Annotated in this window: 16 protein-coding genes; 2 read left to right on the top strand and 14 right to left on the bottom strand. The window is 38.7% G+C overall.

All coding sequences use genetic code 11. The features are described from left to right. The first annotated feature begins 61 nt into the window (after window positions 1-61). Window positions 62-1,966 (top strand): hypothetical protein, encoded by a 1,905-nt coding sequence (locus tag ESU54_RS02420; protein ID WP_235004449.1) that lies wholly within the window; start codon window positions 62-64, stop codon window positions 1,964-1,966. On the opposite strand, the gene queG is transcribed toward ESU54_RS02420, so the two are convergent. The 11 genes from queG to ESU54_RS02365 all read right to left on the bottom strand — a co-directional run bounded on the left by queG (window position 1,963) and on the right by ESU54_RS02365 (window position 17,421). Continuing rightward, window positions 1,963-2,889, bottom strand: coding sequence for a tRNA epoxyqueuosine(34) reductase QueG (queG, locus tag ESU54_RS02415; RefSeq protein WP_111842712.1), 927 nt, complete (start codon window positions 2,887-2,889; stop codon window positions 1,963-1,965). The genes ESU54_RS02420 and queG overlap by 4 nt on opposite strands. Window positions 2,890-2,893: 4 nt before the next feature. Beyond that, window positions 2,894-4,225, bottom strand: coding sequence for a cytochrome P450 (locus ESU54_RS02410; RefSeq protein ID WP_111842713.1), 1,332 nt, complete (start codon window positions 4,223-4,225; stop codon window positions 2,894-2,896). Between the two features lie 83 nt (window positions 4,226-4,308). Then, the gene (gene ruvB, locus ESU54_RS02405; protein WP_111842714.1) at window positions 4,309-5,331 is read right to left on the bottom strand and encodes a Holliday junction branch migration DNA helicase RuvB; all 1,023 of its coding nucleotides are present in this window, start codon (window positions 5,329-5,331) and stop codon (window positions 4,309-4,311) included. Between the two features lie 286 nt (window positions 5,332-5,617). Next, on the bottom strand, window positions 5,618-7,447 hold the full coding sequence (locus ESU54_RS02400) for a cytochrome c oxidase subunit I (RefSeq protein ID WP_111842715.1): 1,830 nt from the start codon (window positions 7,445-7,447) through the stop codon (window positions 5,618-5,620). A gap of 18 nt (window positions 7,448-7,465) precedes the next feature. Further along, the gene (locus tag ESU54_RS02395; protein ID WP_111842716.1) at window positions 7,466-8,536 is read right to left on the bottom strand and encodes a cytochrome c oxidase subunit II; all 1,071 of its coding nucleotides are present in this window, start codon (window positions 8,534-8,536) and stop codon (window positions 7,466-7,468) included. A 29-nt stretch (window positions 8,537-8,565) separates the two neighbouring features. Beyond that, window positions 8,566-9,942, bottom strand: a complete 1,377-nt coding sequence (locus tag ESU54_RS02390) for a quinol:cytochrome C oxidoreductase (RefSeq protein ID WP_111842717.1) — start codon at window positions 9,940-9,942, stop codon at window positions 8,566-8,568. 38 nt (window positions 9,943-9,980) lie between these two features. Next, window positions 9,981-10,631, bottom strand: a complete 651-nt coding sequence (locus ESU54_RS02385; RefSeq protein WP_111842718.1) for a c-type cytochrome — start codon at window positions 10,629-10,631, stop codon at window positions 9,981-9,983. Between the two features lies 1 nt (window position 10,632). After that, window positions 10,633-11,169, bottom strand: coding sequence for a DUF3341 domain-containing protein (locus ESU54_RS02380; protein ID WP_111842719.1), 537 nt, complete (start codon window positions 11,167-11,169; stop codon window positions 10,633-10,635). A 2-nt stretch (window positions 11,170-11,171) separates the two neighbouring features. Next, complete coding sequence (gene nrfD / locus ESU54_RS02375; protein WP_111842720.1) at window positions 11,172-12,974, bottom strand: NrfD/PsrC family molybdoenzyme membrane anchor subunit; 1,803 nt, start codon at window positions 12,972-12,974, stop codon at window positions 11,172-11,174. Window positions 12,975-13,011: 37 nt separating this feature from the next. Further along, window positions 13,012-16,077: a TAT-variant-translocated molybdopterin oxidoreductase gene (locus ESU54_RS02370; protein ID WP_111842721.1), complete on the bottom strand. Its 3,066-nt coding sequence runs from the start codon at window positions 16,075-16,077 to the stop codon at window positions 13,012-13,014. 30 nt (window positions 16,078-16,107) lie between these two features. Next, window positions 16,108-17,421 (bottom strand): c-type cytochrome, encoded by a 1,314-nt coding sequence (locus ESU54_RS02365; protein ID WP_111842722.1) that lies wholly within the window; start codon window positions 17,419-17,421, stop codon window positions 16,108-16,110. Window positions 17,422-17,645: 224 nt separating this feature from the next. On the opposite strand from ESU54_RS02365, the gene ESU54_RS02360 reads away from it, so the two are divergent. Then, on the top strand, window positions 17,646-18,041 hold the full coding sequence (locus ESU54_RS02360) for an SPOR domain-containing protein (RefSeq protein WP_111842723.1): 396 nt from the start codon (window positions 17,646-17,648) through the stop codon (window positions 18,039-18,041). 6 nt (window positions 18,042-18,047) lie between these two features. Here ESU54_RS02360 and ESU54_RS02355 read toward each other — a convergent pair whose 3' ends face one another. From ESU54_RS02355 to nusA, 3 genes are all read right to left on the bottom strand, one after another. Further along, complete coding sequence (locus ESU54_RS02355; protein WP_111842724.1) at window positions 18,048-20,555, bottom strand: DUF5916 domain-containing protein; 2,508 nt, start codon at window positions 20,553-20,555, stop codon at window positions 18,048-18,050. A 135-nt stretch (window positions 20,556-20,690) separates the two neighbouring features. Then, the gene (gene infB / locus ESU54_RS02350; RefSeq protein WP_111842725.1) at window positions 20,691-23,459 is read right to left on the bottom strand and encodes a translation initiation factor IF-2; all 2,769 of its coding nucleotides are present in this window, start codon (window positions 23,457-23,459) and stop codon (window positions 20,691-20,693) included. A 59-nt stretch (window positions 23,460-23,518) separates the two neighbouring features. Continuing rightward, window positions 23,519-24,751, bottom strand: a complete 1,233-nt coding sequence (nusA, locus tag ESU54_RS02345; protein WP_111842726.1) for a transcription termination factor NusA — start codon at window positions 24,749-24,751, stop codon at window positions 23,519-23,521. Between the last annotated feature and the right edge of the window lies 1 nt (window position 24,752).

The following is a 24,752-nucleotide window of genomic DNA, read 5'->3' as shown; positions in this document are numbered from 1 at the left end:
AAGAAAATTAAAATCTAACTTTCCATGATTTTTTATATAATCAAAATAGGTTTCAATACTTTTGAGTCTTAACCGCTATTTAATAGAAGAATTGAAACCGACTCGCTTTTTATTTTTTTTATTTGCATTCGCTTCTTGCCTCCAGCTTTCTGCACAGGACAAGAAAACGGCACAGGATAGTACGTATCTATATAACAAAATAGAAACTTATTCCAAAAAAAGTAAGTATACTAAAATGGTCCACCGATGGATCTTTAGGCCCAAAGTTCCAAAATCCAAAAGAGCGCCTATCCCAGTGGAAAGCCCAGATTACAAAAAGTTTGAAGGGAAAATAATTCGGAATATAACCATAGACACTAAAGACCCGTTTGGGTATTCCTTTACAGATAGCACCGAGGTTGCCAATAGCTGGCTCGAAAAAACCGGAAATGCCCTGCATATTAAATCAAAAAAACTGGCTATTCGAAATTTTTTGCTTTTAAAGGAAAACCAACCATTGGACACACTTTTAATGGAGGAATCCGAACGCTTGTTGCGCGCTGAAAATTACATTCGTGAGGTTAAAATTTCGCCAGAGTTTGTTTCTTCAGCCCAAGATTCGGTAGATATTTCCATAACCGTTTTGGATTCTTGGAGCATTATTGCAAAAGCACAACTTTCAGGCACACAGACCAAGCTTAATTTAAGAGAGCGCAGCTTTATTGGGACGGGGCATCAGTTTAGAATTGGGTATTCAAAACGCTTAGAGGATGGCAATTACGCTTATGAAGCAAGGTATACAGTTCCGAATTTTAAAAACACCTTCATTAGTGCCACGGGAAGTTATGCAATTGACTATGAAGACTATTATGAAAAAACAATAGCCTTGGACAGAATGTTTTATTCTCCATTAACACGATGGGCGGGGGGACTATTTTTGCAGGAACGCTACTTGGCAAGAGAACTTCAGAATGATACATTGGCTTATGTTAATCAAAATTTCAAATTCAGTACACAAGATTATTGGGGCGGACATTCCTTTCGGATGTTTAAAGGAAATTCTGAAAAAGAACGCACTACCAATCTAATTATAAGCGCACGTGCCTTGTTAGTAGATTATAAAACCTTCCCCACCTTAGAATATGATAGTATCCGCTTTTTTTCGGACGAAAAGTTTTTTTTGGGCAGCATTGGTATTGCCTCACGCCAATTTGTGGAAGATAGTTATATATTTAATGATGGCATTACGGAAGATGTGCCCATAGGGCTTATTTACTCCCTAACTGGTGGAATTCAAAATAAAAATCGGTCAAACAGATTGTATCTTGGCGCAAAGGCTTCCTACGGCAACTATTTTAAATGGGGGTTTTTGAGTATGAACTTTGAATTGGGAAGCTTCTTCAACCATTCAAAAACAGAGCAAACCACATACAGTTTTCAGGCAAGTTATTTCTCACACCTTATTTCGTTGGGCAGTAAATGGAAGATGAGACAGTTTATAAAACCACAAATTGTTATTGGCATTAATAGATTAAATTCTGTAGGTGATAGGTTAAGCCTTAATGAAAACTCAGATTTTAATGGAGTTTACGGCAATCTATATCTGGACTATAGAAACGGAAACATTCAAGGTTTTGAAAGTCGCGAGGTAGGGACATCAAAATATGTAATTAAGCTGCAAACACAATTTTATGCGCCTTGGGAATTATTAGGGTTTCATTTCAACCCTTTTCTAAATATGTCGGTGGGAATGCTGGCTGAAAACAACCGCAGTTGGGGACGCAACTCTATATATTCTTCTTTTGGCGTGGGCTGCATTATTCGTAACGACTATTTGGTATTCAGTTCCTTTCAACTCTCCTTGGCCTATTTTCCACAAATGCCCGAAGAGGGAAATAATGTTTTTAAAACCAATGCTTTTGAAAGTGACGATTTTGGTTTTCAGGACTTTCAGATTGGAAAGCCACGAACTGTTATGTATAATTAATCTTTCAAAAAATTAATATTTCGCTGTAATCCTGAAAATTTGGTTCGTTTCACTGCGCTATTTTTAAAAAGTTTTTGAAAAACCTCCTCAGTGATTTCTTCCCAGTCTTTCTTGGTCATAGAAAGCATTTCAGGGTGTGGGTTAAAAATCGGTTCGCTGTGTAGTTTACTGAAACGGTTCCACGGGCATACATCTTGGCAAATATCGCAGCCGAACATCCAATCTTCAAAGTGACCTTTTTGTGAAGTTGGGATTTCGTTTTTCAATTCAATCGTAAAATATGAAATGCACTTACTGCCGTCCACTACTTTATCAGCAACGATTGCTTGTGTTGGACAAGCGTCAATACAGGCTGTGCAGCTTCCGCAATGATCGGTTACGGGCGTATCGTATTCCAAATCGAGATCGATTATCAATTCAGCAATAAAATAAAAGGAGCCCAACTGTTTTGTAAGCAAATTGCTGTGTTTCCCAATCCAACCCAAACCGCTTTTGGCAGCCCAAGCCTTGTCTAAAACCGGTGCTGAATCTACAAAAGCCCGACCGTGAACTTCCCCTATTTCTTCGGAAATGAAATCCATCAACTGCTTCAATTTAGCTTTTATGATGAAGTGATAATCGGTGCCGTAAGCGTATTTTGAAATTTTATAGGTTTCAGAAGTTTGTATTTCAGAAGGGAAATAATTCAGCAATAAAGAAATAACACTTTTGGAATCGGGAACCAAAATTGTTGGGTCAAGTCTTTTGTCGAAATGGTTTTCCATATAGGCCATTTCGCCATTCATATTTTTGTTAAGCCAGTTTTCAAGACGCGGCGCTTCTTCTTCCAAAAATTCTGCTTTGCTTATTCCGCAGGAAATGAAACCCAAGCGTTTGGCCTCGACTTTTATCAATTGCGAATATTTTAAAGGATTTTGAATCACTAAACTATCTTAAATTGAATTTCAATGTAGCGTTTTTTGGCTTTAAAGTAATTAGTGGTTTTATTTCGATGGGCGTTAACTTTTCAGAAATCTTATATTTCCCCATAATTTCTGCAATGGCCAAAACCATTTCATACATCGCAAAATTATTACCAATACACATTCGCGGACCCGCGCCAAAAGGAAAATATTGTCCAGAAAAATGATTGGGTTTACCTTCTGAAAAACGCTCCGGTTTAAACTTTTGGGGTTCCTCCCAATTTGCAGGATTGGTGTGGATTTCTAATAAAGAAAATAACAAACTTGAATTTTTCGGAATTTTCATTCCATTAAATTCGTCTACTTCAATATTTACACGGTCAATAAAATAGGCTGGCGGATAAAGTCGCAATGATTCTTCAATTACATTTTTTGTGAAGGAGCAATTTTTTATAAACTCCATCAAAGTTTCTGAATTCTCTTTTGCTTCAATTATTTCTGAATAAAGTTTTTCTTGAATTTCTGGGTTTCGGGCCAATAATTCGCAAGTAAAAGTAAGAGCGTTTGATGTGGTTTCGTGGCCGGCAACAAATAAAATAAGTATTTCGTCAACAAGTTGTTCCATTTCCATTGGCATTCCATCTTCATAACGTGCATCCAAAAGCATATCCAGCAGATCATCTTCCCGTTTTCCGCTTTGCTTCCTTTCATTGACCAGTTTTTTTAAAATGTTTCGGGCTTCTTGAGTTTCAGAAATATGTTTTTTTATTTTTCCACTGAGTATAAACCACCACCCAAGATGCGGTTGGCGCAATTCCTTTACGAGCATTTTTTGGGCGGATTCTGTTATATGTTGAAGTTTATTTATTTCCTTTTGATTTACCGCGCTGCTGAAAAGTGATTGTACAACTGTTTGGAAGGCAAGATCGTTAAACATTGGAAAAACATCCATCGGTTTATCTATTTCTATTTTTCTGAGTTCGGTTTTAATGGCGGCCTGAATGGTTTCCAACAAATTTATTAATTGTTTTTTATGAAAAGCGGGCTGTATAAGTTTGCGCTGCTTTTGCCAAAGCTCCCCTTCCGAAGTGAGCAGTCCAAAACCTACGTATTTTGAAAGATCACGAGTTTGGATAGGCGATTTTGTATAATTTTTATGGTTTTTCTGAAGTGCATATTGAGCAAATCCCGGATCCCTTGAAAAGATCACGGATTTTCCAAAACCCAATTTTAAACGAAAAGTATCTCCATGCAATTCAAAATTTTTATGATGAAATGGCAGGGGGTTTTTAATAATATTTGTGGAATGTATTAAAAAGCGGAAAACAGAAACTGAGGGGATTTTTTTTTCTGGCATTTTTAATGTTTGGTCGAGCGCAGTCGATACCTCAAGTTAATTTAAAATTACCCCTCGACTGCGGCTCGGGGAGACATTTCAATCTAAAACAATCCGCCCTGTGTTGGGCCTTTCAATTTACCGAGATGCTTGTAAGCAGCTTCGGTAACTTCACGTCCACGTGGAGTTCGCATTATAAAACCTTGTTGGATTAAAAACGGTTCATAAACCTCTTCAATAGTTTCGGGACTTTCAGAAACGGCTGTTGCTATTGTAGTAATTCCAACGGGGCCGCCTTTAAATTTTTCGATGATTGTTCTAAGAATTCTATTGTCCATTTCGTCCAAGCCGTGTGCATCTACGTGTAAAGCTTCCAAACCAAATCTTGCGATTTGAATATCAATCTTTCCGTTTCCTTTTATTTGCGCAAAGTCACGGATTCTGCGTAAAAGGGCATTTGCAATTCGCGGTGTTCCCCTACTTCTACCCGCAATTTCTATTGCCGCTTCCATAGTAATGGGAACGTTTAAAATTCCTGCGCTTCGCTGTAAAATTGTGGTGAGTAATTCTGTAGTATAATATTGTAATCTCGAAGAGATTCCGAAACGTGCACGCATAGGCGCAGTTAACAATCCTGAACGCGTAGTTGCTCCAATAAGGGTAAAAGGATTGAGATTAATTTGAACCGAACGGGCATTGGGCCCGGATTCAATCATAATATCAATTTTATAATCTTCCATTGCCGAGTAAAGATATTCTTCAACAATAGGGCTTAAACGGTGAATTTCATCAATAAATAGCACATCGCGTTCTTCCAGATTCGTAAGTAATCCAGCAAGATCGCCTGGCTTGTCTAGAACTGGGCCCGAGGTAACCCTAATGTTTACATTCAATTCATTCGCAAGAATATACGCAAGGGTGGTTTTTCCCAAACCTGGAGGACCGTGAAAAAGAGTATGATCCAACGCTTCGCTGCGCAAGTTTGCGGCTTGCACAAATATTTGAAGATTTTCCAAAGCCTGATCCTGCCCTGTGAAATCGTCAAAACTAAGTGGGCGTAGTTTTTTTTCAATATCCAATTCCTGTGGCGAGAGGTTTTCTCCGGTGGGATCGAGGTTTTCGTTCATAACACAAATATAGGAAAACACTTGGTATCACTTCTATAGTTTTGAAGCAGATAGAATAGGAAGTTTATAAATTTGAAAAATAAAAAAAGGCCGCCTAAATTAGATTTAGACGACCAAGTGAAATAAATGGTAGGTTCCTCACTTCCTACTTATTATAAACTCAACAGTTCAAAGATAGTGTATTGCTTTAAAATTCTTTCTACGTAGTCCTACTTAAAAATTACGTAGAAGCAAAAAGCCCTTTCAAAATTGAAAGGGCTTGATTGTGGTTTATGTACTTGTTTTATTAATGATCTAATTCATCTTCGTTGTCCTGTAACGGAACATGCTGAGGAATAAAGTCTTGTCCCGGAATCACGAAATCGGTTTCGTCTTTATTCAACTTGCTATAGTCATAAGACCAACGGTAAACATGTGGAATTGGACCATCCCAGTTTCCGTGGATGTGTTTCACTTCGGCAGTCCATTCTAAAGTAGTGGAATTCCAAGGGTTTTTTGGGCCTATTTTTCCAAAGAACATAGAGTGGATAAAGTTGTATAGAAAGATCACTTGGGCTGATATTGTAATGATAGCAAAAATGGTCATAACCACATTGATATCTGCTAAATCATCAAAATAAGGGAAGTTGGTATTGGTATAGTATCTACGAGGAAGCCCCGCCAATCCAACAAAGTGCATTGGAAGAAATATTCCGTAGGCACCAATGGCAGTTACCCAAAAGTGGATATAGCCCAATTTTTTGTTCATCATTCTACCTTCAAACATTTTTGGGAACCAATGATACACCCCAGCCAAAAAGCCGTAAGCGGCAGAAATACCCATTACCAAGTGGAAGTGAGCTACAATGAAATAGGTATCGTGAATGTTAATATCCAAAGCACTATCACCCATGATAATACCTGTTAAACCTCCAGTAATAAAGGTAGATACAAATGCTATACTCCATAGCATTGCTACGTTCATTTGTAGTTTTCCACGCCACAGTGTGGTTATCCAGTTAAAAGATTTTACTGCAGAAGGAATTGCAATAAGAAGCGTTGTAAATGTAAATACCGATCCTAAGAATGGGTTCATTCCTGAAATAAACATATGGTGCCCCCATACAATTGTAGAAAGGAAAGCAATGCTTAATAGGGAAGCGACCATGGCTCGATAACCGAAAATAGGTTTTCGTGAGTTAGTAGCCATGACTTCGGAAACGATTCCCATTGCGGGAAGAATCACGATGTAAACTTCTGGGTGTCCTAAGAACCAGAAAAGGTGTTCAAACAAAACTGGCGAACCACCTTGGTGATGCAATACTTCCCCAGCTATATAAATATCCGAGAGGAAGAAGGATGTACCGAAACTTCTATCCATAATCAACATCAGAGCTGCTGAAAAAAGAACCGGAAAAGAAACAACACCAATAATTGCGGTTAAAAAGAATGACCAAATTGTAAGTGGAAGTCTGGTCATGGACATTCCTTTAGTCCTCAGGTTAAGCACTGTAACAATAAAGTTAAGAGAGCCCAATAATGATGCTGCAATAAATATTGCCATGGAAATTAACCACAAAGTCATACCTGCACCAGATCCAGGTATTGCTTGAGGCAATGCACTTAAAGGAGGGTAGATTGTCCATCCCGCAGAAGCCGGTCCTGCTTCAACAAATAGTGATCCTAGCATTATTACACTAGATATAAAGAACAACCAATAGGAAACCATATTAAGGAAGCCAGAAGCCATGTCTCTTGCTCCAATTTGAAGTGGGATAAGTAGATTACTAAAGGTTCCGCTCAATCCAGCTGTCAAAACAAAAAACACCATTATGGTTCCGTGAATTGTCACCAAGGCCAAGTAAACACTTGGATCCATAACCCCATCTGTTCCCCATTTTCCGAGGAATATCTCAAAAATAGTAAACTTGTGGTCTGGCCAAGCTAGTTGCAACCTGAACAATAAAGACATCAAAATTCCGATGACACCCATAAATATACCGGTAATCATATATTGTTTTGAGATCATTTTATGATCTGTACTAAATATATATTTAGTTACAAAGGTTTGTTTATGATGATGCCCGTGATCATCGTGATGATCTTCTAATGCGGGGACCTGTGCGTGTGCTGACATATATTTTTAAAGCTAATATTATTTATTTTCGTTGCTAAGTTGTTCTGCCAAAGAAGGTTGTTGTGCCAACCAGGCTTTATAATCTTCTTCAGATTCAACAATTATTTTCATTTGCATGTTGTAGTGGCTAATCCCACAAATTTTGTTGCAAATAAGTACGTAATCAAATTGGTATGGTTCCAAGGCTTCTTCTCCAGCTGCGGTGAGGGCTTTGCTTTTTTCAGTTCTTATATTATTAATATTTGTTACTTTATCAATCATATAATCATCTTGCCTCATTTCTTCAGTAGTTATTGTTGGTGTGAAGGCAAACTGGGTAATCATTCCAGGCACACAATTCATCTGTGCTCTAAAATGGGGCATATACGCAGAGTGAAGTACGTCTTGTGAACGCATTTTAAACAATATTCTTCTGCCTACGGGCAAGTGTAATTCTGTTACTATTTTATCATCCTGTCCATTTGGATCGCCAGGATCAACACCCAATTGATTAATGCCTTGAATTAAACGAACATTGGCGTCACCAAGTGTGTTGTCATTTCCACCATATCGGGCCTTCCAGTTAAATTGTTGTGCATAAAGCTCTACTATTAATGGATCATCGTCTTTATCAACATCCATAATGTCTGTCCAGGTAAATAATCCATAAATTATAAGCCCTGCCAAGGTAATTACTGGGATTATTGTCCAAATAAATTCCAATTTATCGTTGTCGGCATAAAAGGTTGCTCTCTTAACTTTATTACCGCGATATATAAAAGCAAAGTAATGCAATACAGCCTGGGTAATAATTCCCACAAAGAAAATGAGGATCATCGAGATCAACATGAGGTTGTCTATCTTACTACCGTGTTCAGATCCAGCTTTGGGTAAAAGAGTATCTCCCCAGAACCAGAAGCTAAGAATGGTCAGAATATAGATGAAAGCCAAAAAGCCAATCATCAAATAACCATGTGTGTTATTGTCCTTATCCGAAGCTATTTCGGAATAGATGGTTGGCTTTGTTTGCGCCAAATTGAAAATCCGGCTCATCTGCCAAACAGAGATCCCAAAAAGAATGATTACTAATACAACTAAAAATGCGGTCATCTTTACAATTTCTTCTTTAAACTAAATGATTAAAAATGGTAGTTTTCACTTTCCTTAATAAATGGATCGTTTTCCGGTTTTAAGGAAACCTTGCTAAGTCCCTTTCCAACAACTAAAATGAAAAGACCCAAAAAGAACAGTAATGCTGCTATTTCTGGAATTCCAAAATGCCAGTTGTGACCTACTGTGGAAGGCATAACCAATAGGAAAATATCTATATAGTGTCCCACCAAAATAAATACGGCTGCTATAACCACAAACCACGGAATTCTTTTGTAATCACTATTCATCAATACGAGAATGGGGAAAACAAAATTAAGGATAAGCATTCCAAAAAACAACAATTTATATTCTTGTATTCTTATAATAAAATAGGTTACTTCCTCTGGAATGTTTGCATACCAGATAAGCATAAACTGACTGAACCATAAATAAGTCCAAAAAATACTAAAGGCAAACATATATTTTGCAAGATCGTGAAGATGTTTATCACTTACAAATGGAATAAGTCCAAGTCCTTTTAAATGAATGGTTACCAAAGCAATCACCGTAATTGCAGAAACAAACATACTTGCAAAAATATACCAAGCAAAAAGTGTACTGTACCAGTGTGGCGTCATAGACATAAACCAATCCCATGACATTGTTGCTTCTGTTACTATAAAGAATATAAGGAAAAACACGGATATCTTGAAGTTTTTCCTGTAAGGTCCGTAGTTATTCGTATCAGCTTGCACCAATGAGTTTTTTCGTGAAAAATAACGATATAGGTTCCAACCCAAAAGATAAATAACGGCCCTTATTAAAAAGAAAGGAAAGTTTAAGTATGTAGATTTTTCCTGAAGAATTTTATCACCTGCAACCAATTCGTGATCCTGCCAAGGATAGAAATGTGTTCCCGCAAAAACAACAATTAAGAATACAATAATAGAACCAGGAAGTAAATAAGTGGTAATACCCTCTATTATTCTATAAAGAACTGGAGACCATCCTGCTTGTGAAGCATATTGAATTGCATAAAAAACCAATGCTCCCAAGGCAAGCATCATAAAGAAAAATGCAGCAACAAAAGTTGCAGACCAAGGTCTGGTTTGCAATTGATGCAAAACATGTTCTTCGTGTGATGCGGCACCATGACCTTCTGGTTTTAAATCAGTGGCATGTTTCATGGCGTTTTCTGAGTAACCTTCCTGTCCACGGGCTTCATCAACAAAGTTGGCAGTTTCGCCTTCCTCGTTTCCTGCAACGGCATGGCTGTCACCGTGAAGGCTTTCTTGCTCTGCCATTATTTTTTTAACATCATCGATGGTTTTCGGCGTGGTTAAAAAACCGAAGATTATTCCGGCAAGTCCTAGGACTATCAGAACAATAGAAAACAGTTTTAATTTACTTGGTAGCGTGTACATATCTTTAGCTATTCTCTTTTAAATCTTTATTTAGGCTCCTATTTGGAAGCTGTGTTTGTTCCAGCCATTTTTGTTTCAACAACAGTGCTGTCTACAGTAGCACCAGCTTTTGAAGTTTCTAATATGCCTGGCTCTCCATTAAGGGCAGCTTTTAAATCCATTACATGCATTGCGATTTGCCAACGTTCCTTTTCATTGGTCTGTGAGACATAAGAACCCATTGCATTCAAACCGTAAGTTTCTACATGATAAATACCACCGAGTACAATATTACGTCCCGGATCAGCATAGCTAGGAATTCCCAAAAACTTCTCGCGTGTTGCCAAAATTCCTTTTCCATCACCTTTATCTCCGTGACAAACAGCGCAATAAATTGCAAACAACTGACTTCCTACTGCCAAGTTTTCTTCAGTTACCTCATACGGACTTTTTAGCTCCGCTTTTGCCAACTCAAGTCCAGCTATACTATTTTCGTATTCATAAGGTGTAAAACCACGTGGCACTGTATGTTCCGGCGGGGTCATAGCTTCCTGTTGGTCTGGAAAAATACCGTATTCACCGTATGTTTCATAGCCTACTGGTGCATACATATTTGGGAAATATTGATAGTTTGGTTTTTTATTGTTAAAACAAGAAACCATGCTAACCGAAGCAACAATGGCAATTACTATGTTTATTAATTTTTTCATATTAATGGTCTTGCTCGTTTTCAATTAGACTAATTTCCGATGCACCCGTATCATATAAGAACTTCGTCAATTTTTCGACGTCGTGATTATCAGCGTCAACTTCCATTAGAAAGTGATCGTCTGTGGTACGAGGGTCTGGATTTTCGGCTTTTTTAAATGGCCACAGCTTACTTCTCATATAAAAAGTAATTACCATTAAATGTCCAGCGAAAAATACAGTAAGCTCGAACATAATAGGTATAAAAGCTGGCATGTTTTGATAAAATGTGAAACTTGGTTTACCTCCGATATTTTGTGGCCAATCTTGGATCATCATATAGTTCATCATCAATACGGCAACACTCAAGCCAACCAACCCGTATAGAAAAGACGTAATTGCTATTCTAGTTGGAGCTATCCCTACTGCATGGTCTAAGCCGTGTACCGGAAAGGGCGTAAACACTTCGGAAATGTGATAATTTGCTGAACGTGTTTGTTTAACAGCCTGCATCAACAGGTCATCGTCTGTATAAATTGCGTGTATCTTAGTTGCAGCCATAATTAGTTCTTGTTTTTAAGTGTTAGTGCCTGTCCGGCCCAATCGTCGCGTTTGGCTCTTCCTGGGAATTCACTAACTATCTCGTCCAATAAGTCGTATTCGCGGTCGGTCATTCTACTTACCTGTTCAAAGGTAAAAATTCCCAACTGATGAAGCTTTTGTTCCATAACTGGACCAACTCCGTTAATCATTTTAAGGTCATCCTGTTTGTGAACTGCGGGGTCAAAGATTCCAACGCCACTAAGCAGGTTGTCTATTTTACCTCTGTGAAGTTCGTAATCCACTTCATTATTTTCTGAATCTTCTTCTTTTGAATCATCAAAAACGGTATCAAAATGTTTTCCTTCCACGTTAGCGGCCGGTCCAGCATCTGCAGGATATTCTTCTACAGTTTGAACGTGGCTGTGATCGTCACCATGTTCAGCACGTAATCTTTTAAAAGATTCACCAGAAGATTTCAAAATCGTTTTCACCTCTGCCTGCGCAATTACAGGGAAGGTGCGAGCATAAAGAAGGAAAAGCACAAAGAAGAATCCGATGGTTCCCATAAAGGTTCCTATGTCAACAAAAGTTGGTTGAAACATCGCCCAAGAGGAAGTTAATCTATCCTTGCTCAAATCCACAACAATAATATCAAAACGCTCAAACCACATCCCAATGTTGATAACAAGGGCTACGAAGAATGTCCATCTAATGTTTCTTCTTAATTTTTTTACCCAAAGTGAAAGCGGCACAATCAAGTTACACGTAATCAATGCCCAAAATGCCCACCAATATGGACCAGTTGCGGCACCAAAGGAAAGGTAGGTATAGTTTTCATAAGGCACACCAGAATACCAGCCAATAAAATATTCAGTAATATAAGCCACGGTAACAATACCACCGGTTAACAAGATTACCTTGTTCATATATTCTATGTGTAATACAGTAATATAGCTTTCAAGGTTTGATACTTTTCGCATTATGATAAGTAGCGTTTGCACCATTGCAAATCCTGAAAAGATTGCCCCAGCCACAAAGTATGGAGGAAAAATGGTACTGTGCCAACCTGGAACTACTGAAGTTGCAAAGTCAAAGGATACAATGGTGTGTACTGAAAGCACCAAAGGTGTTGCTAAACCTGCCAAGACAAGCGACACTTCTTCAAAACGTTGCCAGTCTTTTACACGTCCGCTCCATCCAAAGCTTAAAATTCCGTATATTTTCTTCTGAAAAGGACTTTTTGTTCTATCGCGAATCATCGCAAAATCAGGTAACAAACCTGTCCACCAGAATACCAATGAAATTGATAGATACGTAGAAATTGCAAATACATCCCAAAGCAGCGGCGAGTTGAAGTTTACCCAAAGTGAACCGAATTGGTTTGGAATTGGAAGCACCCAATATGCCAACCACGGACGACCCATGTGAATAATAGGGAACAAACCAGCCTGCACAACGGCAAAGATGGTCATCGCTTCCGCAGAGCGGTTAACGGCCATTCTCCATTTTTGGCGAAAAAGCAACAATACCGCCGAAATAAGTGTCCCAGCGTGACCAATACCTACCCACCAAACAAAGTTTGTGATATCCCAAGCCCATCCAATGGTCTTGTTCAATCCCCAAACCCCGATTCCGGTTGAGATTGTATAAATGATACATCCCAATCCCCATAAAAATGCAACAAGGGCAATGGTAAAAACAATCCACCAAGATTTATTGGCCTTTCCCAGAACGGGTGCCCCAACATCTACACTGATGTCATGATAGGACTTCTCTCCCAGAACCAACGGCTCTCTAATAGGTGCTTCGTAATGTGACGACATATATAATTCTTAAAAAATTGGTTCTTAACTACTATTATTATGCTTCCGAGGTGTTTTTTACAATCATATGGTAGAAAACGTTCGGTTTAGTTCCCACATTTTCCAAAAGGTGATACATACGATCGTCATTTTTCAACCTTAATATTTCGGAATCTTTATCATTTACATCCCCAAATACCATTGCTCCGGTTTCGCAAGCGCTTGAACAAGCAGTATGGAATTCACCATCTTTTATTGCCCTGCCATCACGTTTAGCATCGAGAATTGTTTTTTGTGTCATTTGGATACACATAGAACATTTTTCCATAACACCACGAGATCGCACCACCACATCTGGGTTAAGTACCATTCTACCAAGGTCATTGTTCATGTTGTAATCAAATTCATCATTTTCATTGTATAAAAACCAGTTGAAACGACGTACTTTATAAGGACAGTTGTTTGCGCAGTAACGTGTACCCACACAACGGTTGTAAGCCATATGATTTTGCCCTTGGCGTCCGTGTGATGTTGCCGCAACTGGACAAACAGTTTCACAAGGTGCGTGGTTACAGTGCTGGCACATTACCGGTTGAAATGCAACCTGAGGGTTTTCATAAGCGGGTACTTCTACCACTTTATAACTGTCAAAAGCAGGAAGATTTTCAAGTTTTTCAATTTCCTCTTGGAAAGTTTCCCCAGCAGAATAATATCTATCAATACGCAGCCAGTGCATATCTCGGAATTTCCTAACTTCTTCTTTCCCTACGACTGGAACGTTGTTTTCTGCGTGACAGGCAATAACACAAGCCCCACAACCAGTACAAGCATTTAAATCTATGGAAAGGTTGAAATGGTGTCCAATGGTGTCATCAAAAGGACTCCAAATATCAGCTTTTTTATCACGTACTGAAATTGCACTGTGATCATAATCAGTCACCGGAACACTGTTGAAATACTCTTTATCTTTTGTGTTGAAAATTTCAAGCGTAGTATCCTTTATAATATCTTCACTGCGACCTGCCATGGTGCTTTGCAATTGTACACAGGCAAATTCGTGCGTTCCGTTCGTTTTTTCAATAGAAACTTTCTGAACATCAGAAAAGTTCTGATAAAGCGGATAGGCATTAATACCCGTCTGCATTTCCTCTTGAATAGAAGCTGTTTTTCCATAACCCAAAGCCATACCTACTGAGCCCTTGGCTTGTCCTGGCTGGATGATTACGGGAACTTTTTCAAGGACTACATTGCCCATCGTTATATTTACATAACTTCCGTTCAAGGCGCCATTGGAAACGTGATAATTTTCAAGACCCAATGCTTCTGCATCGGCAGCTGAAACTGTAAGATAGTTATCCCAAGAAGCTCTTGTTATAGGATCAGGAAATTCTTGCAACCAAGGGTTATTGGCCTGTTGTCCATCTCCTAAACCAGTTGAAGTGTATAAGGTAAGTTCATAGCCACCCTCCTGAGAAAGTGAAGAAAGCGAACCGTTGGAAGTGCTTCCTTCAATTGCGCCTGCACCTTCAGTCGTAGGCTTCACTTCTTCCATTATCATTTCGGTACTACTAACCAAAACGCCAGCTTCCAAAGCTTTGTTCCAAGAACCGCCTTCCAAAATAGAAGTAGTCCAGTTTTCCTTTATATAATCGAAATATTTTGGTGCGTTACCGGTCCATTGCAACAAACAGTCTTGAAACTGACGCGTATTGAATAACGGACGGATTGTTGGTTGCATAAGGCTATAAGTGCCTTTTTTAATCTGCGCATCGCCCCAAGATTCTAGGTAGTGTGGTGTTGCAGCAACCATTTTTGCCAATGAAGCAGTTTCGTCCTGTTTCATTGCGAAAGCAAGACTCATTTCAAGTTTTTGATATGCTTCAGTAAATTCTACATTATTTGGCAATGAGTATACAGGGTTTACGCCAACGGTAATTAAACCTTTGATGCTTCCTGAAACTACGCCGTTAACAACGTTCATCACTTCGCTATTGTTTCCTTGTCTGATAAGCAATGGTTTATTAACGTCCATTGCTTCACTATTGGCATTGAAATTCAAAGCCATAGTTTGTGATTCAACATCTGGCAAACTAGTTACCAACAATGCTTTATTCCCAGCTTTTTGAAGTTGAGCTTTTGCTTTGTTTACGGCATCAGCTACATTTTCTGGTAAACCTGAAGCACTTCCACCTGTCAATGCTTTAAGAATTTGCATTTGTTGTGACGGTGTTGCCAAAACACGTTTATCTGCTTTACCTCCAGTTAAGGTTAGGTTAGCTTCGAACTGAACGTGTCTAGAAATTTTTCCGTTTTTAGGAATTCGGCCTTGAGCATAGCTTTTGCTATAGCTTCCACCTTGCCAATCTCCCAAGAAATCTGCACCAACAGATACAATTACATCTGCTTTTGAGAAATCGTAATCTGGCAATGCACGGGTTCCATATTTATTTTGAAAAGCGTCCAACGCGCCTGAACAAGATACGCTGTCATAAACAACGTGACGTACGTTTGGGTATTTCGCGGTAAATTCAGAAATCAATTTTGACGCGGAAGGACTTGCGAATGTTTGCGTAAGCAATACAACATCTTTTCCGGTCATTCCATCCAACTTCTGGGCAACGGCAGTATCAAATTCAGCCCAGCTAACTTCGGCACCGTCGACCATTGGGCCAGTTAATCTATTTTTATCATACAATGAAAGCACCGAAGCATGCACACGTGCATTTACGCTTCCACCATTCACTGCTAAATCGTTTCTTTCAATCTTAATAGGGCGGCCTTCGCGTGTTTTAACCAAAATATTGGCAAAATCAAAACCATCGGCCATTGTGGAAGCGTAGTAATTTGCAACTCCAGGAACGATTTCATCTGGCTGAATAACGTAAGGAATGGATTTAACGACTGGCCCTTCACAAGCTGCCAAAGTAGCTGCAGCCGTAGTAAAGCCAACGTATTTTAAGAAATCACGACGTGTAGTTGAAGAAGTTTCTAAGGCTTCTTTATTGCCAAGAAATTCGTCCGTTGGAATTTCGGTTACAAATTCATTGTCCTGCAGCGCCTTAACAATTGCGCTGTCTTCGTTCAGCTCTTCAACACTTTTCCAGTATTTCTTGTTTGATGCCATATTAGTATATGTAATAATCCTTTTAATTAATTAATAGTGACATTTGCCACATTCCAACCCACCCATTTCGGCGATTGTTAGTTTTGCAACACCGTACTTTTTAGAAAGCTCTTCGTGTATTTTGGCGTAATATTCATTGTCTTCCAAATTCACATTGGTTTTCTTGTGACAATCTAAACACCAGCCCATAGTGAGTGGCGCAAACTGCTCAACAATTTCCATAGTCTGAATTTCTCCGTGACATGTTTGGCAAGCCACACCAGCTACTGTTACGTGTTGGGAGTGGTTGAAGTAAACAAAATCAGGAAGGTTATGGATTCGAACCCATTTTACAGGTTCGGTTTTACCAGTGTATTGCTGATTGGCAGCATCCCAACCAACAGCTTGGTATAGTTTGGCAATTTCGCCATCGTAAAATTCTTTTGAATATTCTTCTGTTGCTGTTTCTGGAGCAACTTCCGAAATATTTTTGTGACAGTTCATACAAACATTCAACGACGGTATACCTGAAGTTTTACTCTTTCTTGCTGAACTATGACAGAAATTACAATCTATCTGATTATCGCCAGCGTGGATTTTATGTGAATAGTGTATTGGTTGAACAGGAGCATAGCCTTGGTCAACCCCAACTTGCATCAAATAACCATAAGCAAAATACCCAGCAGCAAGTATCATAAAGATAGATACCACCAAGACCAAGAATTGATTTTGCACAAAAGCTTTCCATAGTGGAGTACGCTTTTCTTTTTCCTCATACTCAACTCCATTAGCCTCTGCAATTCTTTTTAAGGTGTTTGTTACCAAGAAAAGCATGATTACCAATAACAAGAAAATAAGCGCTAAAGCTCCTAAAACCAATGAGTTTGAAACTCCGCCCCCATCGCCTGCAGTAGTGTCAGCAGCCCCAGCAGCAGTAACGGCCACAACGGGGGCTGCTTTAGGTTGACTAGTATAGGCAAGAATATTGTCAATATCTGTATTTGAAAGCGCTGGAAAAGCAGTCATTACAGTTTTATTATTGGCTTCAAAAATTTTTACAGCGTCTGGATCACCCGAGGCTATAAGAGCGGAACTGTTATTGATCCATTTGTATAGCCAATCTCTGCCATACTTGTCTGCAACACCACGCAAAGCAGGGCCAACAGATTTATTATCCAGTTTGTGGCAAGCAGCGCAATTAGCTTTAAACAAAGCTTCACCAGCAGCAACATCGCCCCCAGAGCTTGCATTCGCATCCGCCGGAGCTGCATCCTGAGAATATATGGTAGTTGAAAAAGTTAGTGAAAACACTAACAAAAGAAACGGCAATTTTGAGCGTAGATGTATAAAATTCACCTTTTTCATACTAATGGTTAAATTATGGTCGATAGTTTGGAACAGAATTAGTTACGAACATATGTAATCTTAATGCTCATTCTGTACCACAAATAAAGCAGCAAAAGTACATTATTAAGTCGATTTTGAAAATGCAAATAAAGTGTTAACTATTAATTTATATTTGTTCTAAATAATATTTTTGCACTTCACGAAGTTATTAAGTTTTACATTTGCACCAAAGATAGAATTATATGAATTCACTTACTTTTCCGAAACTTTTTATTGCCAGTATCTTACTATTGTTTATTTCTGCCAAAAGCATTGCGCAAAGTGCAACTTTAACAGTAAATCAAGATCCAAAAATCACTCAGTTGCTTGAATTGAAAAAAAATCTTGAAAAAGAACGTGAGTTTTCAGATGGGTTTACAATACAGTTATACTATGGCGAACTGGACAAAGCAAATCAAACACTTAGAAAGTATAAAGGAAGCTATAGCAACTGGCCTGCCTCCATTGAATACGAAACTCCGAATTATAAAGTTTGGGCAGGAAATTTTGCTTCGCGAATTGAAGCCGAACGCGCATTGATTGAAATTCAAAATAACTTTTCGGCAGCCTTTATTTTAAAACCTGAAAGAAGAAAATAAAAATGTTTAAATCTTTAAATCGCTTCTATTGGAAAAAGCAGATTTATTCATTTTATCATCACGAAACGCAGCACCAACGGGTTGTGTTTTGTTTTTAGGGCCAACCCAGTTTTTTACTCTATTATAATCTAAATAATAGCTAACCCTAAAGGATAAGCTGTTTAGCTGTGATTCGTCAAACAAATTTCTGAAGTTATTGGAAAAATTCACCCGTGAATCGCCTACATAACTGTCCATGGCATTTCTGTACAATAAGGTAAGTTGGCTTCCAGGAGCAAACCACCACGAAAACCGCAAATCTATGTTCCAATTGTTGTAGGTTGCATCACGATTTTCATCATATATTGCATTTTCCAAAAGCCCACCATCGCTTTGCAAAGTGTAAAATTGACTGTATTCTACTTCTGAATAATAATGACGGAATGCCAGGTTCAAAGCCATTTTGTTGTTGAAAATATATTGTGATTCCAAAGAATTTATCACCGTATTCCTGTCCCGTTTTCCGAAAATAATGTCGTCGTTTACAGAATCCACAAAACCTTCTTCTTTGTCCGAAAGAATCACGTTGGTGCCCAAAAACATTTTTAATTTGTCTGAAACTCGATATCGTGGGCTAAACTCCAGGTGTAACTCGCCACGGCCCTCTTCATTGTATTTATACCAATCTACCTTTACGTCAGTCGCTAATTTTTTTCTATAATCAGTGGAGAACCATCCCCAAACATCATAATAATCCGGAACTTTCACGTAACGTCCTTCTATTCGCGGCTCGTAAATATCATTTGTTCCAAATGGGGTCATTTCAAAACCTCCACCAAACCCTAAAAATTTCTTGGTCGTAAAACTGGAATTGAAATTGAACACAAAGTTGTTGTAAAGGTCAGTCTCCAATCTTCGGGTATAAATGAGATTGAAATTAAGATTTAGATTGTTTAGAAATCCTTTTGGTTGAAGATAACGATACCCGTAATAACCCGAATAGTTAATAAAATTTGTATTGCTTGAATAGCCCAAATCATTAATATCATATTCCATTGTCCTGAAATTTATTTCACCAGAAATACGGTGGCTCCCATTTATTTTTGCCATTCCCGCATTCCCTTCCATTCCAAATTTTGCGGAGCCATCCTTTACCCAACTTCCTTCGGCATTGGCGAAATAATTCAATGTATTTTTTTTGTTGGTTAAGTCCATATATAACCCTGTGGCATCGGCGTCTCTAAAACCATCTTCTCGAATTACATTTGTGTTCACAAAAGAAACAGAGGAGTTATCGCCAAAACGCTGGTCCAAAACTAAAATGTTATAGTTTGCAAGAGGTTCAACCAGTTCTTTTCGGGTTTCTTCTGTTTCGGTATTTTTTATATTTGCATAGGTTCTTTCCGTAATAGCGTTAAAAATACCAATTCCCAAATTTCCATCTGTTCTTCCAGAAATTTTAAAAGCATTTATAAGATCTACGGAAGGAGGAAAGTTTTCAGTTTCCTCATTTTCAGTAAGAGTAACATGCCCTGAAGGATAACCTCCAACGCGGCGTGAATAAAAAAGATTTCCTTTTGTGAAAAGTTCCGTTCCTTCTGTAAAAAATGGCCGATTTTCTTCATATTGTACTTCAAAGGCAGAAAGGTTCAAAACCTGTGCGTCAAATTTTGATTGCCCAAAATCTGGGATCAAAATCATATCTAGCGTGAAGGCATCATTTATTCCATATTTAAGATCCATTCCACCATTAAAAATAGTTTCGGTTTTACCGTCATAGTCGTTAACATAAGCCGAAACATAAGGCTGAAAAGAAAGTCTGGTGGGTGATTTTATATTTTCTATTCCATAGATTTCACCATCATATATAGAAAAAGAGCCTTTGGTATTATCAACATGACTCCAGCTATATCTGGTTCGGGTACGGCGCATTTCACGCTCCATATTTAGGCCCCACAACTGTACATTCTTATTGGGAAAGCGAACTTCAGAATAGGGAATGAAAATTTCTGCCACCCAGCCATCATCATTAATTTGCACTGCACTGTACCATATTCCGTTCCACGAATTGTCTTCGTTTTCATTGGTCATTTTCGCATCGTACTGTACCCCCGCAGCTGTGACTATAAATTGCAAGCTTTGTTGTCTATCGTTGTAACCATTTAAAAGAACAAAGAAGAAATCATCATTTCCAATACCGTCTCTTTCGGTAAGTTCTTTTAAAATTTGATCAGGCTGCGGATCTTTCATGGTCGCGCCAAAATAGATTCCCAAATCGTCATAAACTATTTTTACTTCTGTTTTTAGGCTATCAGCAATCGGCTTTCCATTGTTAGGCTGCCGTTCAACAAAATTAGTTGCTATTGGGGCATTTTGCCATGCCTCATCATTTAAAATCCCATCAATTTTTGGAGCTTCAATTATACGTGGAATGGTTATTTTTTTTCTTAGAATGCTGTCTGCAGTCTGGGCATTTACAGAAAAGCACACAGGAAAAAAAAGGGATAGAAGAATGGCTTTAAAGCAAATGTTCATTTGGAAAGTTTTCTTAATAGACATCCAAAAAAACTTGTTGTTACACTTTTATAGAAAATTTAAAATTGGATTGAAATAAAAAACGACCTGAAAATAAATTTTTCAGGTCGTTTAAAAATTAAATTTATGATTGTATTATTTCAGTTTTTTCTTAATCATTACTTCTTGGAACGCTTCAATAATATCGTTCTCATAGATGTCGTTATAGTTTTTAACCTGAATACCACAATCGTATCCTTTTGCCACTTCTTTTACATCGTCTTTAAAACGTTTCAATGAAGCAAGCTCTCCAGTATAAATTACTACTCCTTCGCGAATTAGACGAATTCCAGAATTACGGAATATTTTTCCGCTGGTAACCATACATCCTGCAATAGTTCCCACTTTCGAAATTTTGAAAGTTTCGCGAATTTCAGCTGTACCGGTAATTTCTTCTTTCATTTCCGGTGAAAGCATTCCTTCCATAGCATCTTTCACGTCGTTAATAGCGTCGTAAATGATAGAGTAAGTACGGATATCTATTTCTTCCTTATCTGCAATTTGGCGTGCGTTACCCATCGGGCGAACGTTGAAACCGATAATGATTGCATCAGAAGCCGAAGCCAACAATACATCGCTTTCGGTAATTGGACCAACTGCTTTGTGAATAATATTCACTTGAACTTCTTCCGTAGAAAGTTTTTGGAACGAATCTGTCAGCGCTTCCACAGAACCATCCACATCACCTTTAAGGATAATGTTCAATTCTTTAAAATCACCAAGAGCGATACGCCTTCCAATTTCATCAAGTGTAATGTGTCGTTGTGTTCTAACTGATTGCTCACGCTGAAGTTGGGTACGCTTAGTAGCAATTGCTTTTGCTTCGCGTTCGTCTTCAAATACGCTGAACTTATCTCCCGCTTGTGGCGCACCGTCCAAACCAAGCACGGAAACTGGGGTTGATGGGCCAGCTTCTTTCACGCTATTGCCACGCTCATCCTGCATTGCTTTTACTTTTCCACTGTTCTGTCCTGCAAGAAGGTAATCTCCAACCCTTAGGGTTCCACCTTGCACCAATACAGTTGAAACATAGCCACGGCCTTTGCCAAGGAATGCTTCCACAACGGTACCATATGCTTGACGGTTTGGATTTGCGGTTAGTTCCAGTAATTCAGCCTCAAGCAATACTTTCTCAAGCAATTCCTTTACGCCTTCACCAGTTTTTGCTGAAATATCGTGTGATTGAATTTTTCCACCCCAATCTTCTACCAAAAGATTCATTTGAGCAAGTCCTTCTTTAATTTTTTCAGGATTTGCACCTTGTTTATCAATTTTATTTATCGCGAAAACTATCGGAACACCTGCTGCTTGAGCGTGGCTGATAGCCTCCTTGGTTTGTGGCATAATATCATCGTCCGCTGCAACTACAATAATTGCAAGGTCGGTAACTTGAGCTCCACGGGCACGCATCGCAGTAAACGCTTCGTGACCAGGAGTATCAAGGAATGCTATTTTTTGTCCACCATCCAGTTCAACTCCGTATGCACCGATGTGCTGGGTTATTCCACCGGACTCGCCAGCAATTACGTTTTCTTTACGTATATAATCCAAAAGTGAAGTTTTACCGTGGTCAACGTGACCCATTACGGTAACAATCGGAGCGCGTGGCTCAAGATCTTCTGGGGCATCTACTCTTTGATCTATTGATTCTTCAAGATCAGCAGTTACGAATTCTACTTCATAGCCAAATTCATCAGCAACAATGCTTAAGGTTTCGGCATCGAGACGTTGGTTCATCGTAACCATCATTCCCAAACTCATACAAGCTGAAATAATTTTGGTAACAGGAACGTCCATCATCGTAGCCATTTCGCTTGCGGTAACGAATTCAGTAACTTTTATAAGTTTATTGTCCGCTTCTTGTTGTGCAAGTTCATCAGATTTTTGACGGTGAGTATCACGTTTTTCACGACGATACTTGGCGCCTTTACCTTTAGATGATTTTCCCTGAAGTTTTTCTAAGGTTTCACGTACTTGTTTTTGTACTTCTTCCTCGCTTGGCTCTTCTTTAGGTGTATTGGTACGGCCTTTTCTAACTCCTCCGCGATTGTCTTTAGAATTTCCACCTCCAGAAGCACCAGTTTTAGGAGCTTCCTTACTTATACGACGTCTTTTGCCTTTTTTGTCCTTTTTATCGTCAGCCTTGGGATCTTTTTTCTTTTCCGGCTTCTTGAATTGGGTAAGGTCAATTTTCTGGCCAGTAAAGTTAGGCCCATCCAGTTTGCGATATTGGGTTGTAACAGTATCAGATTCTTTAGGAACTTCTTCCTTTGGCTCTGTTTTGGCTACAGGAGTTTCTTTTACTTTTTCAGCAGGTTTCTCTTCCTTTTTTTCCTTTTCCTTCTCCTTTTCCTTTTCCTCTTTGATCGGAGCAACAGGTTTGGCCACTGGTTTCTCTTCTACCTCTTTTTTCTCTTCCTTAGGTTTTTCAATTACAACTTCAGGTTTTTCTTCTTTCTTGGCTTCAACTGGTTTTTCTTCAGTCTTAACTACTTCTTTCTTGGTCTTTCCAGCATCAAGGTCAATTTTACCTACTTGCTTTGGACCCTCAAGTTTTGTTTCCGCCCTTATAATACGAGAAGCTTCTTCTTTTTTGTGTTTTTCTTCCAGCTCGCGCTCGCGCTCCAAACGGAATTCTTCCTTTTCCTTGCGTTTTTCTTCGCCCACTTCCTTAGAAGCTACTTTTTTACTCTTGTCGGTTTCAAACTCTTCAAAAAGAACTTCGTACTCACCACCCGTTATTTTGGTATTGGGACTTGCGTCCACATCGAACCCTTTGGAACTCAAAAATTCCACGGCACGATCCAACGAGATGTTGAACTCACGTAATACCTGACTTAGTCTTTTCGTTTTTACTTCAGCCATAAATGCTTTTCCTGTTTTGTCTTTTTAAAAAATTTGTATAAAAGTAATTAAAGTTTTAATTACTCTTCAAATTCCTCTTTTAATATGTTAATTACATCGCGGATGGTTTCCTCTTCCAAATCGGTTCGTTTTACCAAATCGTTGATGTCATGCTCTAGTATACTCTTAGCGGTATCCAGTCCAATTTTATGGAATTCCTGAATAACCCATCCTTCTATTTCATCTGAGAATTCGCTCAATTCCACATCTTCTTCCGCACCTTCACGAAGCACATCAATTTCATAACCCGTTAACTGTCCAGCCAAGCGAATATTGTGACCACCACGGCCAATTGCTTTACTCACTTCCTCTGGGCGAAGAATAACCTCAGCGCGTTTTTTCACTTCGTCTATTTTGATTGAAGTTACTTTTGCGGGGCTTAATGCACGCGTAATGTATAGGTTAAGGTTGCTAGTATAATTTATTACGTCTATGTTTTCATTGCCCAATTCACGAACAATTCCGTGGATTCGAGATCCTTTCATACCTACACAGGCACCTACTGGGTCAATACGGTCATCGTAAGAATCTACCGCAACTTTTGCTTTTTCTCCTGGAATACGAACTACTTTCTTCACTGTGATCAAACCGTCAAAAACCTCTGGAATTTCTTGTTCGAATAATTTTTCAAGGAAGACTGGTGCTACCCTAGACATTATAATTGTGGGTTTGTTTCCTTTAAGATCAACACTTTCAATAATTCCACGAACGTTGTCTCCTTTTCTAAAAAAGTCTGAAGGAATTTGTTTTTCCTTCGGAAGAATTATTTCGTTACCATCATCATCCAAAAGAATCACGGCTCGATGGCGAATGTGATGTACTTCGGCAGTATAAATTTCGCCTTCAAGATCCTTGAATTGCTTATATATTATAGTGTTGTCGTGCTCGTGTATTTTTGAAATAAGATTTTGGCGCAATGCTAAAATAGAACGGCGGCCAAGGTCGATTAATTTAACTTCTTCTGAAACATCTTCGCCAATCTCAAAATCCGGTTCTATTTTTTGTGCTTCACTCAAAGAGATTTCCTCGTTCGGGTCCTCTACTTCGCCATCGGCAACTACTACCCTGTTTCTCCATATTTCAAGGTCACCCTTGTCAGGGTTCACGATTATATCAAAGTTGTCGTCACTTCCGTATTTTTTCTTCAATGCGTTTCTGAAAACGTCTTCAAGTATCGCCATTAGCGTTACTCTGTCTATTTGCTTGTCGTCTTTAAATTCTGAAAAAGAATCGATCAGCGCTAAATTTTCCATA

This window comes from Aequorivita antarctica (genome assembly GCF_007997155.1).
Lineage (GTDB): Bacteria > Bacteroidota > Bacteroidia > Flavobacteriales > Flavobacteriaceae > Aequorivita > Aequorivita antarctica.
This window is presented reverse-complemented; position numbering and strand designations above follow the sequence as displayed.

What these genes read in the sequence shown, in the direction of transcription:
- nusA (WP_111842726.1), bottom strand. Translation starts at nt 24,751, where the DNA reads ATGGAAAATTTAGCGCTGATCGATTCTTTTTCAGAATTTAAAGACGAC.
- ESU54_RS02390 (WP_111842717.1), bottom strand. Translation starts at nt 9,942, where the DNA reads ATGTACACGCTACCAAGTAAATTAAAACTGTTTTCTATTGTTCTGATA.
- ESU54_RS02410 (WP_111842713.1), bottom strand. Translation starts at nt 4,225, where the DNA reads ATGCCAGAAAAAAAAATCCCCTCAGTTTCTGTTTTCCGCTTTTTAATA.
- ESU54_RS02370 (WP_111842721.1), bottom strand. Translation starts at nt 16,077, where the DNA reads ATGGCATCAAACAAGAAATACTGGAAAAGTGTTGAAGAGCTGAACGAA.
- ESU54_RS02360 (WP_111842723.1), top strand. Translation starts at nt 17,646, where the DNA reads ATGAATTCACTTACTTTTCCGAAACTTTTTATTGCCAGTATCTTACTA.
- ruvB (WP_111842714.1), bottom strand. Translation starts at nt 5,331, where the DNA reads ATGAACGAAAACCTCGATCCCACCGGAGAAAACCTCTCGCCACAGGAA.
- ESU54_RS02385 (WP_111842718.1), bottom strand. Translation starts at nt 10,631, where the DNA reads ATGAAAAAATTAATAAACATAGTAATTGCCATTGTTGCTTCGGTTAGC.
- ESU54_RS02400 (WP_111842715.1), bottom strand. Translation starts at nt 7,447, where the DNA reads ATGTCAGCACACGCACAGGTCCCCGCATTAGAAGATCATCACGATGAT.
- ESU54_RS02395 (WP_111842716.1), bottom strand. Translation starts at nt 8,536, where the DNA reads ATGACCGCATTTTTAGTTGTATTAGTAATCATTCTTTTTGGGATCTCT.
- ESU54_RS02355 (WP_111842724.1), bottom strand. Translation starts at nt 20,555, where the DNA reads ATGAACATTTGCTTTAAAGCCATTCTTCTATCCCTTTTTTTTCCTGTG.
- infB (WP_111842725.1), bottom strand. Translation starts at nt 23,459, where the DNA reads ATGGCTGAAGTAAAAACGAAAAGACTAAGTCAGGTATTACGTGAGTTC.
- ESU54_RS02365 (WP_111842722.1), bottom strand. Translation starts at nt 17,421, where the DNA reads ATGAAAAAGGTGAATTTTATACATCTACGCTCAAAATTGCCGTTTCTT.
- ESU54_RS02380 (WP_111842719.1), bottom strand. Translation starts at nt 11,169, where the DNA reads ATGGCTGCAACTAAGATACACGCAATTTATACAGACGATGACCTGTTG.
- nrfD (WP_111842720.1), bottom strand. Translation starts at nt 12,974, where the DNA reads ATGTCGTCACATTACGAAGCACCTATTAGAGAGCCGTTGGTTCTGGGA.